The following is a 14,392-nucleotide window of genomic DNA, read 5'->3' as shown; positions in this document are numbered from 1 at the left end:
CAAAACTGGATAACAGGACTGGCCGTTCATCGCGGCGAATACGAACGGCATGCGCGGGTCTGTCAGGCACGCCAGAGCGGGACGCCACGGGGCCTGCCTGCCCGCAGGCCGCCATGCCGTCAACTGCGCAGCGACGAGCCGCGCAACGCCAGCGTCACCGGCAGGGTGCGGCTGTCGACCGGCTGCCCGGCGATCTGCGCCAGCAGGGTCTCGACCAGCACCGCGCCGGCCAGCTTGGTGTCCTGCTGCACGGTCGATAGCGCCGGCGCCACGCAGGCGGCGATGGGGATGTCGTCGAAGCCGGCCAGGGCCACGTCCTCGGGCACGCGCAGGCCGTGTTCGCGCAACGCCTTCAGCGCGCCGATTGCGATCAGGTCGCTGGCGGCGAACACCGCGTCGAAGCGTTCGCCGCCGCCCAGCAGCGCCTGCGCCGCCTCGTAGCCGGATTGCTCGGTGGTGATTGCGTCCACCTGCAGCCCGGGCACGAGGTCCGACCCGGCCGCGCGCAGGGCCTGGGCATGGCCGCGGTAGCGCTCGAGGAATTCGGGATAGTGGTTCGAGGCGTCGCCGAGGAAGGCGACGCGCCGGCAGCCCTGCTCCAGCAGGTGCGCGGTGATGTCGTGGCCGCCCTGGAAGTTGTCGCTGCCGATCGACACCCCAGGCTGTCCGGGCAGCACCGCGCCCCAGCGCACGAAGTGGGTGCCTTGCTCGACCAGATGCTGCAGCCGCTGCTGCGCCTGCAGGTAGTCGCCGTAGCCGAGCAGGATCAGGCCGTCGGCCTTCTGGCTGTCGCCGTAGTCGGCGCGCCAGTTGTCCGACAGCTGCTGGAACGACACCAGCAGGTCGTAGCCGTGGCGCGCGCAGGCGCGGGTGATCGAGCCCAGCATCGCGTGGAAGAACGGGTTGATCAGCGAATCGTCGGTGGTCGGGTCTTCGAAGAACAGCAACGCCAACGTGCCGGCATTGCGCAGGCGCAGGCTGGAGGCGTGCTTGTCGACCTTGTAGTTCAGCTCGTTGGCGATCGCCAGGATCTTGCGCCGGGTCTGCTCGTTGACCGCCGGGCTGCCGCGCAGGGCGCGCGACACGGTGGGCTGCGACACGCCCGCCAGATAGGCGATATCGAGCGATGTGGCCTTGCCTTTGATGACGGCGCTCGCATTGCAGGGAAACAGTCCGAAGCATGCCATGGCGTACGGGATAGCACTTGCTGCGGCGCAGCGTTGGGGCGAGACCAGGGATCAGGGACCGGGGACCCGGAAGAGCGCAGTGCATGCAACTTTCGTTGTTGCCGTGCTGGCAGGCTTTCAATCGATTGCCATGCACACCGTCAGCCACAGCCAAGCGCTTGTCCGGGTCCCCGGTCCCCGGTCCCGACACCAAGCGTCCAGCCCGCCAAATCCCCAACGCCGCCGAATTGGTTTACCATTCCACAACTATTCAACGCGGAATGACGGGTGGCCCGCGGCAACGCCGGCCGAGCGTGCGACATGAGCACTACCATCGCCCCAGCATGAAACCCGCCCAAGGCTGTCCGAGCAGGCGCCCTTGTGGCGCCTTCTTTGTATCCCGCGCCTAGCGCCGCCGGCTTCCGGCGCGCGGCGGGAAACGCCCGCTCCGCATCGCTTTCCTTCTTGCCGACTCCCATGATCACGATCACGCTTCCCGACGGCAGCCGCCGCGAATTCGAACACCCCGTCAGCCCCATGGACGTGGCCCAGTCCATCGGCCCGGGCCTGGCCAAGGCGACCATCGCCGGCCAGGTCGACGGCCGCCTGGTCGACGCCAGCGACCTGATCGACCACGACGCCAGCCTGCGCCTCATCACCGCCAAGGACGCCGAGGGCGTGGAGATCATCCGCCACTCCTGCGCGCACCTGGTCGGTCACGCGGTCAAGCAACTGTACCCCGAGGTCAAGATGGTGATCGGTCCGGTCATCGCCGAAGGCTTCTACTACGACATCTACAGCGAGCGCCCGTTCACCCCCGAGGACATGGCGGCGATCGAGCAGCGCATGCAGCAGCTGATCGCGCAGGACTACGACGTGGTCAAGAAGGTCACTCCGCGCGCCGAGGTGATCGAGCTGTTCCGGCAGCGCGGCGAGGACTACAAGCTGCGCCTGATCGAGGACATGTCCGACGACATCACCGCGATGGGCCTGTACTACCACCAGGAATACGTGGACATGTGCCGCGGCCCGCACGTGCCCAACACGCGCTTCCTCAAGGCGTTCAAGCTGACCCGCATCTCCGGCGCCTACTGGCGCGGCGACGCCAAGAACGAGCAGCTGCAGCGCATCTACGGCACCGCCTGGGCCGACAAGAAGCAGCTCGACGCCTACATCCTGCGCATGGAAGAGGCCGACAAGCGCGACCACCGCAAGATCGGCAAGGCCCAGGACCTGTTCCACCTGCAGGAAGAGGCGCCCGGCCTGGTGTTCTGGCACCCCAAGGGCTGGTCGCTGTGGCAGGTGGTCGAGCAGTACATGCGCAAGGTCTACCGCGACAGCGGCTACGGCGAGGTGCGTTGCCCGCAGATCCTGGACGTGTCGCTGTGGCAGAAGTCCGGTCACTGGGACAACTACCAGGACGCGATGTTCTTCACCGAGTCGGAGAAGCGCACCTACGCGGTCAAGCCGATGAACTGCCCCGGCCACGTGCAGGTGTTCAACCAGGGCCTGCACAGCTACCGCGACCTGCCGATCCGCTATGGCGAGTTCGGCGCCTGCCACCGCAACGAGCCCTCCGGCGCGCTGCACGGCATCCTGCGCGTGCGCGGCTTCACCCAGGACGACGGACACGTGTTCTGCCTGGAGTCGCAGATCGAGGCGGAGGTCACCGCGTTCCATCAGCAGGCGCTGGCGGTGTACGCCGCGTTCGGCTTCGACGACATCCAGATCAAGATCGCGCTGCGCCCGGAAAAGCGCCTCGGCGACGACGTGACCTGGGACAAGGCCGAGGCGGCGCTGCGCAGCGCCCTGGGCGTGTGCGGGGTGGAATGGCAGGAACTGCCGGGCGAGGGCGCCTTCTACGGCCCCAAGATCGAGTACCACCTGAAGGACGCGATCGGCCGCACCTGGCAGCTGGGCACGATGCAGGTGGACTTCATGATGCCTGGCCGCCTCGGCGCCGAATACGTGGACGAGAACAGCCAGAAGAAGCACCCGGTCATGCTGCACCGGGCCATCGTCGGCTCGATGGAGCGCTTCATCGGCATCCTGATCGAGCACCATGCCGGCGCGTTCCCGGCCTGGCTGGCGCCGGTGCAGGCGATGGTGATGAACATCACCGATGCCCAGGCCGACTACGTAGACAGCGTGCGGAAACTCCTTGCAAATCAAGGCTTCCGCATCGAGGCCGATTTGCGGAACGAAAAAATCGGCTATAAGATTCGCGAACACACGCTGCAGCGGGTGCCGTACCTGTTGGTGGCGGGCGACCGCGAGAAGGAAAACGGCGCCATTGCAGTACGCACGCGATCGGGGGAGGATCTGGGAACCATGTCGGTTGCCGCCTTCGCCGAACGGCTGCTCGCCGAGCAGCTGGCGTAAGACAACCCCGATGCGGGCGGAGCCTCCGTCCGCGTCGGTCCGATTCCCCTGGGAGATTGCAACATCAGTACCCCTGACAACAAACAGAACCGCAAGAACCAAGAGATCCGTGTCCCGCGCGTTCGCGTGATCGGCAAGGACGGCGAGATGGTCGGCGTGCTGACGCGCGACGAAGCGTTGGCGCTGGCCGAAGAGGATGGGCTCGACCTGGTCGAGATCCAGCCGCAGGCCGATCCGCCGGTCTGCAAGATCATGGACTTCGGCAAGTTCAAGTTCGAGCAGCAGAAGAAGGCGAACGAAGCCAAGAAGAAGACCAAGCAGGTCGAGATCAAGGAAATCAAGTTCCGTCCGGTCACGGACGAAGGCGATTACCAGATCAAGCTGCGCAACATGCGCCGCTTCCTCGAAGAGGGCGACAAGGTCAAGGTCAACATCCGCTTCCGTGGCCGCGAAATGAGCCACCAGGAACTCGGGCGCGAAATGGCGTCGCGGATCGAAGCCGACCTCGGCGAAGACATCGTCATCGAATCGCGTCCGCGCCTGGAAGGCCGGCAGATGGTGATGATGATCGCGCCGAAGAAGCGCTGACCGCAGCAGCTCAGGATCGCGCCCCCGCCCATGTGCGGGAGCGCGGCCGCTGCCGGGCGCCTGCTGGCGCCCTTCGCGTTTTCCGATGTCGCTTGCCGCCGCCGTCAGGCGGTGGAGGTGCGTGGCTGCCCGCTGTCCAGAGTAAGTCGCCTGCTGCGCCCATCGGGTGTCGCGCGCAAGGCGGGGCCAGTATCCGCTCGAGACAGCAGCGCACTGCGAGCGCTCCCTGTCCGATGGTGCGCAAGCACCCGCCGATGCCGCAGCCTTTCCGAATCCCGAATCCCGAATCCCGAATCCCGGCGCGCCAGCGCCCAGATCGAAATGCATGATTTGCAAGGCATTCCAAGCCCTGGCATAATGCGCGGCCCAGTGCATCGGGTTTGCCGTGAAAGCGGCAATAGGACCCGCCCTGATTCTTTGAGGATCAAGGGCTTACAAGCCGGTACGGGCACGGATGGAAAGCGTGGCGCAAGCCACCGCCCTGACCAGTGACAAAACACCATCAAGGACATTGCAATGCCCAAGATCAAGACCAACCGGGCGGCGGCCAAGCGTTTCCGCAAGACCGCCTCCGGCAAGTACAAGTGCGGCCACGCCAACCGTAGCCATATCCTCACCAAGAAAGCGACCAAGCGGAAGCGCAACCTGCGGCAGACGAACCATGTTCGTGCCGAGGACGCTGGCCGTCTTGACCGTATGCTGCCTTACCTCTGAGGACTGAACCATGGCTCGAGTAAAACGTGGCGTCCAGGCACGCCGTCGTCACAAGAAAGTTCTGAACCTGGCCAAGGGCTACTACAACGCCCGTCGCAAGGTCTTCCGCGTCGCCAAGCAGGCGGTGATCAAGGCGCAGCAGTACGCCTACATCGGCCGCAAGCAGAAGAAGCGCGTGTTCCGTTCGCTGTGGATCACCCGCATCAATGCGGCGGCCCGCATCAACGGCCTGAGCTACAGCCGTTTCATGAACGGCCTGCTCAAGGCCGGCATCACCCTGGACCGCAAGGTGCTGGCGGACATCGCCGTGCACGACGCGCAGGGCTTTGCCGCCCTGGCGGAGAAGGCAAAGGGCGCGCTGGCGGCATAATGCAGGTCCCTCTGCAACGGCCCGCACATCCATGTGCGAACTGTTGAACAACAGCAGGGAAATAGCAGACATGCAGGGGAAGGGCGCGAGTCCTTCCCCTTTTTGCGTTTTGTGCATCCCGATAGCGAGTGTTGCGCGCGATCGGGTGTCTCCCGAGCGCCGTATCCGGATCGGGTGGTCGGCTGAATTGAGGCGCGAGTGCAATGAGTGAAATCCAATCCCTGAGCGAGCAGGCGCTGGCGGACATCGCCGCCGCGCAGAGTCCCGAAGCGCTGGAGCAGCTGCGGGTCGCGCTGCTGGGCAAGAGCGGCAGCATCACCGCGCAGCTGAAGCAGCTCGGCGCATTGCCGCCGGAGCAGCGCAAGCTGGCCGGCGAGGCGATCAACCAGGCGCGCGATGCGGTGTCCGCGGCGCTGGCCGAACGCCGCGCGCTGCTGGAAAACGCGGCGCTGGACGCGCGCCTGGCGGCCGAGCGCATCGACGTGACCCTGCCGGGCCGGCGCGGCGAGCGCGGCGGACTGCATCCGGTCACGCGCACGCTGGAGCGCATCACCGAGATCTTCGCGCGGCTGGGCTACGAGCTGTCCGACGGCCCGGAGATCGAGGACGACTGGCACAACTTCGAGGCGCTGAATTTTCCGCCGCACCATCCGGCGCGGGCGATGCACGACACCTTCTACTTCGGCGACGGCCGCCTGCTGCGCACGCATACCTCCGGCGTGCAGGTGCGCTACATGGCCGAGCATGCGCCGCCGCTGCGCATGATCGCCGCCGGCAAGGTCTACCGCAGCGACAGCGACCAGACCCATTCGCCGATGTTCCACCAGGTCGAAGGCCTGCTGGTCGACGAGCATTCGACCTTCGCCGACCTCAAGGGCACCTTGTCCGAGTTCGTGCGCGCGTTCTTCGAGCGCGATTTCGAGATGCGCTTCCGTCCCAGCTACTTCCCGTTCGTCGAACCCGGCGCGGAAGTGGACATCGCCTGGCAGCAGCCCGACGGCAGCACCCGCTGGCTGGAAGTGCTCGGTTGCGGCATGGTCCATCCGAACGTGCTGCGCAGCGTCGGCATCGATCCGGAACGCTACACCGGCTTCGCCTTCGGCATGGGCGTGGAGCGCTTCGCGATGCTGCGCTACGGCGTCAACGACCTGCGCGCGTTCTTCGAGAACGATGTGCGGTTCCTCAGGCAGTTTGCCTGAGGGCCGGGATTGGGGATTCGGGATTTGGGATTCGCGAAAGCGGGTCCGTCCTGGTTTCTGGTCCCGCATGAAGCCGCTGTTACGAATCTCCAATCCCGAATCCCCAATCCCGGCCTCTCAATGAAATTCAGCGAAAACTGGCTGCGCAGCCACGTCCCCACCCAGGCCTCGCGCGACGAACTGGCCGCGACCCTGACCGCTATCGGTCTTGAAGTCGAAGAGGTCACGCCGCTTGGCGAGTCGCTGCAGCAGGTGGTGGTGGCGCGCATCGTCGAAGCGGCGCGGCATCCGGAGGCCGATCGGCTGCAGGTATGCCAGGTCGATGCCGGGCAGGGCGGCTTGCTGCAGATCGTCTGCGGCGCGCCGAACGCGCGCGCCGGGTTGGTCGCGCCGTTGGCGCTGGTCGGCGCCCAAGTCGGCGGCATCGCGATCAAGGCGGCCAAGCTGCGCGGCGTGGAATCCAACGGCATGCTGTGCTCGGCCAAGGAACTGGGCCTGGACAGCGATGCGTCCGGCCTGTTCGAACTGCCCGGCGACGCGCCGATCGGCCAGGCGCTGGCCGAGTACCTGGGCCTGCCCGACGCCAGCATCGAGATCAAGCTGACCCCGAACCGCGCCGATTGCTTCGGCGTGCGTGGCATCGCCTACGACGTGGCCGCGGCCTGCGCCAGCGAAGTGCTGCCGTTCGCGGCCGAGCCGGTCGCGGTGACCAGCGAGCGCTGCCTCCAGGTGCGCCTGGACGCCGGCGGCGATGCGCCGCGTTATTGCGGCCGCGTCGTGGAGGATCTGGACCCGGCGGCGAAGACGCCGCTGTGGATGGCCGAGCGCCTGCGCCGCAGCGGCGTGCGCCCGGTGTCGCTGCTGGTCGACGTCACTCAGTACGTGATGCTGGAACTGGGCCAGCCGATGCATGCCTTCGACCTGGACACGCTGCACGGCCCGGTCGGGGTGCGCCGTGCGCGCGCCGGGGAGACGCTGAAGCTGCTCGACGGCCGCGACGCGACGCTCGACGACGGCTTCCTGGCCGTCACCGACGGCGACCGCGTGGTCGCCCTGGCCGGCCTGATGGGCGGCTACGATACCCGCGTCACCGAGGCGACGCGGCACGTGTTTCTGGAAGCGGCGCATTTCGCGCCGGCGGCGATCATGGGCCGCGGCCGCAAGCTCGGCCTGCACACCGATGCCGGCCACCGCTTCGAGCGCGGCGTGGATCCGGCGTTGCCGCGGCAGGCGCTGGAACTGGCGACGCGGCTGGTGCTGGAATTGGCCGGCGGCCGTGCCGGTCCGGTGGTCGAGGCCGAGCTGCCCGACTACCTGCCGGCGCCGGCGCCGATCGCGCTGCGCCGGGCGCGCATCGTGCGCGTGCTCGGCATCGAGATCGCCGACGCCGAAATCGAGCGCATCCTGCGCGCGCTGGGCATGGCCGTCGTTGCCGCCGCCGACGGCTGGCAGGTCACCGCGCCGAGCCGCCGCTTCGACATCGCCCTGGAAGAGGACCTGATCGAGGAACTGGCGCGCATCCACGGCTACGACCGCGTGCCGACCACGCTGCCGGGCGGCGCGTCGCGCATCGCCATGGGCAGCGAGACGCAGCTGGACGAACTGAGCGTGCGCCGCCAGCTGGTCGCGCGCGAGATGCTGGAAACCATCAACTACGCCTTCGTCGATGCCGGCCTGCTGGACCAGTGGGGCCTGGACGCCGGGCGCGTGGCGCTGGCCAATCCGCTCAGCGCCGAACTGGCGGTGATGCGCCCGGCGCTGCTGCCCGGGCTGGTCGCGGCGCTGGGCCGCAACGCCGCGCGGCAGGCCGGGCGCGTGCGCCTGTTCGAGCTGGGCAAGGCGTTCGAGGCGGCCGCGGCGGCCGGCGCGGCGCCAGCCGAGACCCAGCGCGTGGCCGCGGCGGTGTGCGGCGATGCCGACGCGCTGCAGTGGGGCCTGCCGGCGCGCAAGGTCGACTTCCACGATCTGAAGGGCGACCTGGAGGCGCTGGCCAGCGCCGCCGGCGCGCGCCTGGACTACCGTCCGTCGGCGCGTTCGTTCGCGCATCCGACCCGCTCGGCCGACGTGTATCGCGACGGTGCCCTGATCGGTTGGATCGGCCAGCTGCATCCGCGGGTGCTGCAGGCGATGCAGATCGACGTGGACGTACTCGGGTTCGAGCTGGATTTGGCGCCGCTGGCCGCGCGCGCGCTGCCGCGTGCCGCCGAGTTGTCGCGGTTCCCGTCGGTGCGTCGCGACCTGGCGTTCCTGGTGCCGGAGGCGGTGGACTGGTCGGCGCTGGCCAGCAGCGTGCGCGGCGCGGTCGGGCCGCTGCTGCGCGAGGTGGTGCTGTTCGACCGCTACGTCGGGCCGGGGGTCGAGGCGGGTTTCAAGAGTCTCGCTATGGGCTTGATTTTGCAGGACAACTCGCGCACTCTGACGGATCGCGATGTGGATGCCGTGGTCGCCGATGCGGTGGCGGCGCTGGCGCGCGAACACGATGCGCGGATTCGCGGCTGAGACGTACGGGGATAGCAGGGCAATGGCGTTGACCAAAGCGGAAATGGCCGAACGGTTGTTCGACGAAGTCGGGCTGAACAAGCGCGAGGCCAAGGAATTCGTCGATGCTTTCTTCGATGTGCTGCGCGATGCGCTGGAGCAGGGACGGCAGGTGAAGCTGTCCGGCTTCGGCAACTTCGATCTGCGCCGCAAGAACCAACGGCCCGGTCGCAATCCCAAGACCGGCGAAGAAATTCCGATCTCGGCACGGACGGTGGTGACCTTCCGCCCGGGACAGAAACTCAAGGAGCGAGTGGAGGCTTATGCTGGACCCGGGCAGTAACCGCGAACTTCCGCCGATTCCGGCCAAGCGCTACTTCACCATCGGTGAGGTCAGCGAGTTGTGCGACGTCAAGCCGCACGTGCTGCGCTACTGGGAAACCGAGTTCCCCAGCCTGGAGCCGGTCAAGCGCCGCGGCAACCGCCGTTACTACCAGCGCCACGACGTGTTGATGGTGCGGCAGATCCGCAGCCTGCTGTACGAACAGGGCTATACCATCGGCGGTGCGCGGCTGCGCCTGGAAGGCGAGGGCGCGCGGCAGGAGTCGGCGCTGAGCAACCAGATCATCAAGCAGGTGCGGCAGGAACTGGAAGAAGTGCTGCAGTTGCTGCGGCGGTGAGCGCAGCGGCGCGACCGGCTAGGAATGGCCGCGCCAATCCCGCTATAATCGCCAACTCGCCGCGAGGCGGGACCGCCGCAACGGCGGACGTTTTTACCGGGGTATAGCGCAGCCTGGTAGCGCACTAGTCTGGGGGACTAGTGGTCGTCGGTTCGAATCCGGCTACCCCGACCATCTTCGAAGGCCCATGTCAGCGACATGGGCCTTTTTCGTTTTGCGCCCATTCGGCGTCCCGCCTTGTTCTGAACATTGGCCATGGCCTCAGCGAGCGGATGAACGGTAGGCCGGAGGGGTATGTGCCGCAGTGCAGCGCCGAATCTGCGCGCCGGAATGGCCGTCGCGGACGCTGTGGCGCTGGGGAGCAGGCCGGGTGCGATACGTTTTCGGTCAGGCGTGTCGCGACTGAAGCCGCTTCCGCAAAATGGGCCGATGGCCGGCGCAGGGCACTGCCGCGGCTGGAATCGGGCGGCGGTGTAGACAAATGCGCCGACGCCGGTTCAATTTCGGCTCATCCAATCCACGCACCGGGAAGGCAGACTGTCGGCGACGCCGGGAAGCTGGCGCGGAAGTGCGAAGGAGGGCTGTCAAGGCTTTGACACGCGTCACGTTAACGTCGTGTCTTTTGCTGCACTGCGTCGTTCGCATTGCTGAATATCCGGACATGTAGTTGAATCCCTCCGGTATGGCGTCAAAAAAATGTCGGATGACGTCTTGGTGAGGGCAGACAGCTGTGCCATAGTGCACTGCAACACGAGGCTTCACTGTTGGCCCGGGCAGTCGCCCGAGGCTGGAAATGACACTGCAATCGTCTTACCCGACCGGTGATGGAGCATCGGCCGGTGGGGAGAGTGCGGCGTTCTCAAAACCACTCGACAGAGGGCATCGGCATCGCGCATGGGTAAACTTTTCGGCACGTTCAACTGGGCACTGTGCTTGGCCCTTTCCTGTCTGGTCTTCCTGTCCGCCTGCAGTAGCGGACCGAAGCTGCGGACGGACTTGCCTCCAGGCGATCCGCTGGCAGGTTCGATGGGACAGCCGGAATACCTGCTCGGCCCCGGCGATCTGCTGACGGTCAAGGTATTCCAGATCGACGACCTGGAACGCCAGGTGCGGGTCGACAACGAGGGCCGCATCTCGCTGCCGCTGATCGGCGACGTCAAGGCGGCCGGGCTCAGCGTCAACGCATTGCAGAAGGACATCGCCCAACGCTATCGCAACGGCTATGTGCAGAACCCGCAGGTGTCGGTGCTGGTCGACGAATTCACCGGCAACCGGGTCACCGTGAGCGGCGCCGTCACCGAGCCGGGCATCTATCCGATCGCAGGTTCCGCGCTGACCCTGCAGCAGGCGCTGGCGCTGGGCAAGGGCGTCAACAACGTCGCCAGCCGCGGCAACGTGGTGGTGTTCCGCAACGTCGGCGGGCAGAAGATGCTGGCGCGGTTCGACCTCGGCGATATCGAGAAGGGCGCATCCCCCGATCCTGAAATCTACGGCGGCGACATCGTCGTGGTGTACCGCTCCGATGCGCGCCTGCTGTTGCGCACGTTGGTGGAACTGACGCCGTTCGTGATGATCTGGCGGGCCTACCGATGAGTACCCACGGCATGCATCACCGCTCCTCCTCGGCATCGGCACCGCTGAGCCCGGCCGACATCAGTCTGCTGGACTACTGGAACGCCCTGTACCGGCAGCGCTGGTTGATCGTCGGCATCACCGCCGCGGTCGTGCTGCTGGCGCTGCTGGTCACCTTGCTGATGACGCCCAAGTATCGCGCCACCAGCGTGCTGCAGATCGAGCGCGAGGCCTTGAACGTCACCAACGTGGCGAACCTGATGCCGGTGGAATCGCCGCAGGATCGCGATTTCTACCAGACCCAGTACGAGCTGCTCGGCAGCCGTTCGCTGGCCCGCGCGGTGATCCGCGAGGCGCGGCTGACCCAGGAGCCGACCTTCAAGCCGTTGGTCGACGAGGCGCTGGAGAAGCTGCAAGGCAATGGCGATGGCCGCGCGCCGTCGCCGCAGGCGCGCGCCACCGCGGCCGAGAACGCGCTGGTCGGGCCGGTGCTGGACGCGCTGCAGATCGAGCCGGTGCGCGACTCGCGGCTGGTGCGGATCAACTTCGATTCGCCCGACCGGGCGCTGGCCGCGCGCGTGGCCAACACCTACGCGAAGATGTTCATCGCCTCGACCCAGGAGCGGCGCCTGCAGGCGTCCTCGTTCGCGTCCAAGTACCTGTCCGAGCGGCTGGAACAGCTGCGCGACAAGGTCGAGGAGTCGGAGAAGAACACGGTCGACTACTCCAGCAAGGAGCAGATCGTGTCGCTGGGCGACGACAAGCCGTCGCTGCCGACGCAGAACATGAGCGAGCTCAACGTGCGCCTGGCGGCCGCGCAGGATGCGCGGATCAAGGCCGAGTCGGCCTGGCGCCAGGCCGGGATCGGCGACGGCCTGGGTCTGCCGCAGGTGATCAGCAGCCCGCTGATCCAGAACCTGCGGACCGAACAGGTGAGGCTGGCGACCGAGTACCAGCAGAAGCTGGCGACCTTCCAGCCCGGCTATCCGGAAATGCAGCGCCTGCAGAACCAGATCGCGGAGACCAAGCGGCAGATCGCCAACGAGATCGCCAACATCCGCACTGCGCTGAAGAACGACTACGAGGCGGCGCGGCAACAGGAGACCTTGCTGTCCGAGCGCATCTCCAGCCTGAAGAACGAAGAGCTGGATCTGCAGACCCGCAGCATCCGCTACAACATGCTCAAGCGCGAAGCCGACACCAACCGCCAGCTCTACGACGCGCTGCTGCAGCGCTACAAGGAGATCGGCGTGGCCGGCAACGTCGGCACCAACAACGTGTCGATCGTGGACCGGGCCGACGTGCCGGGCCGGCCGAGTTCGCCCAAGACCTTGCTGAACCTGGCGCTGGCCTTCGTGTTCGGCCTGTTCATGGCGATCACGATCGCCCTGATCCGCTATTTCCTGCGCGAAGCCAATGCGGCGGCCGCGGCATGAACGGCCCGGCGCGATGCGGCAGCGTGACCGCGATCGCGGTCGATGCGCCGATGCAGGCACACGTCATTTTTTCTACGCAAATTCTTCAGCGAGGTGATACGTGATTCAGCTAAGAACCAAGGCGATCGATTATTTTCCTGACCGGTTGTACGCAGTCGTCGTTCTGTTGAAGTAACACGGGCTGCCGTGGACCTGGGGTCGGTGAGGAAGGCACCGCAGCGGTCCACTGGCAGATGAGATCGAGGCTCGACGACGTCGCATGTTCCCCCGCATGCCACCGACCCGAGTTTGGATGGGAATCCCGACCATGCTTTTGGCAGACCTGAGTAGCGCCACCTATACAACTTCGTCCCCCCGCCTGCTGTCCAAATATGCGGCCGCGGCGGATATCGTGCTCCGCGTTTCGGATCTGACGGTCATCGTCGCCGCGGCGCTGGTCAGCCACCGCCTGCTGTTCGGCAACTGGCTGCCGGAAGCGTCCTACCGGGTCGCGATCGGCACCACGCTGCTGTACGCGGTGATCTGTTTCGCGCTATTCCCGCTGTACCGCAGTTGGCGCGGACGCGGCCTGTTGCGCGAAATGATGGTGCTGGGCCTCGCCTGCAGCGGGGTGTTCGCGCTGTTCGCGGTGCACGCTTTCGTGGTGCAGTTCGGACAGCAGGTCTCGCGGCTGTGGATCGGGCTGTGGTTCACCAGCAGCCTGGCGACGTTGCTGGTCTCGCGCACCATGGTCCGCGGCGTGCTCAACCACCTGCGCTCGGAAGGCGTGGACGTGCAGCGCGTGGTCGTGGTCGGCCTGCGCCACCCGGTGGTCAAGATCCACAACTACCTGAGCCGCAACCCATGGGTCGGCATGCAACTGGTCGGCTATTTCAGCAGCGACTACGACCTGTCGGTGGCCGACCATCCGAAGAAGCTGCAGTGCCTGGGGGCCGGCACGCCGGAATCGCTGATCGAGTACCTCAACAACAACGAGGTCGAGCAGGTGTGGATCTCGCTGCCGCTGGGCGAACGCGACCACATCAAGCAGCTGCTGCAGCAGATGGACCGTTATCCGATCCAGGTCCGGCTGATTCCCGACCTGTTCGACTTCGGCATGCTCAACCAGTCCGGCGACCAGATCGGCAACGTGCCGGTGATCAACCTGCGCCAGGGCGGGGTGGACCGCAACACCTACTTCGTGGTCGCCAAGGCGCTGCAGGACAAGGTGGTGGCGCTGGCGGCGCTGGCGGTGCTGTGGCCGGTGATGCTGGCGGTGGCGCTGGGGGTGAAGCTGAGTTCGCCGGGTCCGGTGTTCTTCCGCCAGCGCCGTCACGGCCTGGGCGGGCGCGAGTTCTACATGTACAAGTTCCGCTCGATGCGCGTGCAGCAGGAGCCCAGCGACGTGGTGGTGCAGGCCAAGCGCGGCGACAGCCGGGTCACGCCGTTCGGCGCGTTCCTGCGCCGCACCAGCCTGGACGAGTTGCCGCAGCTGTTCAACGTGCTCGGCGGCAGCATGTCGGTGGTGGGGCCGCGTCCGCATGCGGCGCAGCACAACACCCACTACGAGAAGCTGATCAACCATTACATGCAGCGGCACTACGTCAAGCCGGGCATCACCGGCTGGGCCCAGGTCAACGGGTTCCGCGGCGAAACGCCGGAGCTGCGGACGATGAAGAAGCGCATCCAGTACGACCTTGACTACATCCGGCGCTGGTCGCTGTGGCTGGATACGCGGATCATCGTGCTCACCGCGGTGAAGGTGCTCGGGCAGAAGACCGCCTACTGATGCGCCCGATGTACCGTTACTCCGCCGACCGTCCCCGCT

The 14,392-nt window shown here is 66.5% G+C and carries 12 protein-coding genes and 1 tRNA gene; 12 read left to right on the top strand and 1 reads right to left on the bottom strand.

Annotation, left to right across the window (positions count from 1 at the left end):
- Positions 1–119 precede the first annotated feature (119 nt).
- Entirely contained in the window at positions 120–1,187 is a 1,068-nt protein-coding gene (locus tag NUG20_RS13085; protein ID WP_263394899.1) for a LacI family DNA-binding transcriptional regulator, read from the bottom strand.
- 456 nt (positions 1,188–1,643) lie between these two features.
- Between NUG20_RS13085 and thrS the strand changes: the two genes are divergently transcribed.
- The 12 genes from thrS (at position 1,644) to NUG20_RS13025 (ending at position 14,353) form a co-directional block, all read left to right on the top strand.
- A complete protein-coding gene (thrS, locus tag NUG20_RS13080; RefSeq protein ID WP_263394898.1) occupies positions 1,644–3,548 on the top strand; it encodes a threonine--tRNA ligase in 1,905 nt (634 codons plus the stop codon).
- 63 nt (positions 3,549–3,611) lie between these two features.
- Entirely contained in the window at positions 3,612–4,136 is a 525-nt protein-coding gene (gene infC, locus NUG20_RS13075) for a translation initiation factor IF-3 (protein WP_074375534.1), read from the top strand.
- 516 nt (positions 4,137–4,652) lie between these two features.
- A complete protein-coding gene (gene rpmI / locus NUG20_RS13070) occupies positions 4,653–4,850 on the top strand; it encodes a 50S ribosomal protein L35 (RefSeq protein WP_002811096.1) in 198 nt (65 codons plus the stop codon).
- A 10-nt stretch (positions 4,851–4,860) separates the two neighbouring features.
- The gene (rplT, locus tag NUG20_RS13065; RefSeq protein ID WP_003466653.1) at positions 4,861–5,220 is read left to right on the top strand and encodes a 50S ribosomal protein L20; all 360 of its coding nucleotides are present in this window, start codon (positions 4,861–4,863) and stop codon (positions 5,218–5,220) included.
- A 203-nt stretch (positions 5,221–5,423) separates the two neighbouring features.
- On the top strand, positions 5,424–6,419 hold the full coding sequence (gene pheS / locus NUG20_RS13060) for a phenylalanine--tRNA ligase subunit alpha (RefSeq protein ID WP_263394897.1): 996 nt from the start codon (positions 5,424–5,426) through the stop codon (positions 6,417–6,419).
- A 120-nt stretch (positions 6,420–6,539) separates the two neighbouring features.
- Entirely contained in the window at positions 6,540–8,918 is a 2,379-nt protein-coding gene (pheT, locus tag NUG20_RS13055) for a phenylalanine--tRNA ligase subunit beta (protein WP_263394896.1), read from the top strand.
- Between the two features lie 22 nt (positions 8,919–8,940).
- On the top strand, positions 8,941–9,240 hold the full coding sequence (locus NUG20_RS13050; protein WP_003466661.1) for an integration host factor subunit alpha: 300 nt from the start codon (positions 8,941–8,943) through the stop codon (positions 9,238–9,240).
- Positions 9,221–9,577, top strand: coding sequence for a MerR family transcriptional regulator (locus tag NUG20_RS13045; protein ID WP_009597860.1), 357 nt, complete (start codon positions 9,221–9,223; stop codon positions 9,575–9,577). Before NUG20_RS13050 ends, NUG20_RS13045 begins: the two co-directional genes overlap by 20 nt.
- A gap of 97 nt (positions 9,578–9,674) precedes the next feature.
- Positions 9,675–9,751: transfer RNA gene (locus NUG20_RS13040), tRNA-Pro, on the top strand.
- 720 nt (positions 9,752–10,471) lie between these two features.
- A complete protein-coding gene (locus tag NUG20_RS13035) occupies positions 10,472–11,170 on the top strand; it encodes a polysaccharide biosynthesis/export family protein (protein WP_263394895.1) in 699 nt (232 codons plus the stop codon).
- Entirely contained in the window at positions 11,152–12,585 is a 1,434-nt protein-coding gene (locus tag NUG20_RS13030; protein WP_263398477.1) for a GumC family protein, read from the top strand. Before NUG20_RS13035 ends, NUG20_RS13030 begins: the two co-directional genes overlap by 19 nt.
- A 307-nt stretch (positions 12,586–12,892) precedes the next feature.
- A complete protein-coding gene (locus tag NUG20_RS13025) occupies positions 12,893–14,353 on the top strand; it encodes an undecaprenyl-phosphate glucose phosphotransferase (RefSeq protein WP_263394894.1) in 1,461 nt (486 codons plus the stop codon).
- Positions 14,354–14,392: the final 39 nt, after the last annotated feature.

It is taken from the genome of Xanthomonas sp. CFBP 8443 (assembly GCF_025666195.1).
Lineage (GTDB): Bacteria > Pseudomonadota > Gammaproteobacteria > Xanthomonadales > Xanthomonadaceae > Xanthomonas_A.
This window is presented reverse-complemented; position numbering and strand designations above follow the sequence as displayed.

Coding starts and splice junctions, on each gene's coding strand:
- NUG20_RS13085 (WP_263394899.1), bottom strand. CDS start 1,187: ATGGCATGCTTCGGACTGTTTCCCTGCAATGCGAGCGCCGTCATCAAA.
- thrS (WP_263394898.1), top strand. CDS start 1,644: ATGATCACGATCACGCTTCCCGACGGCAGCCGCCGCGAATTCGAACAC.
- rpmI (WP_002811096.1), top strand. CDS start 4,653: ATGCCCAAGATCAAGACCAACCGGGCGGCGGCCAAGCGTTTCCGCAAG.
- rplT (WP_003466653.1), top strand. CDS start 4,861: ATGGCTCGAGTAAAACGTGGCGTCCAGGCACGCCGTCGTCACAAGAAA.
- pheS (WP_263394897.1), top strand. CDS start 5,424: ATGAGTGAAATCCAATCCCTGAGCGAGCAGGCGCTGGCGGACATCGCC.
- pheT (WP_263394896.1), top strand. CDS start 6,540: ATGAAATTCAGCGAAAACTGGCTGCGCAGCCACGTCCCCACCCAGGCC.
- NUG20_RS13050 (WP_003466661.1), top strand. CDS start 8,941: ATGGCGTTGACCAAAGCGGAAATGGCCGAACGGTTGTTCGACGAAGTC.
- NUG20_RS13045 (WP_009597860.1), top strand. CDS start 9,221: ATGCTGGACCCGGGCAGTAACCGCGAACTTCCGCCGATTCCGGCCAAG.
- NUG20_RS13035 (WP_263394895.1), top strand. CDS start 10,472: ATGGGTAAACTTTTCGGCACGTTCAACTGGGCACTGTGCTTGGCCCTT.
- NUG20_RS13025 (WP_263394894.1), top strand. CDS start 12,893: ATGCTTTTGGCAGACCTGAGTAGCGCCACCTATACAACTTCGTCCCCC.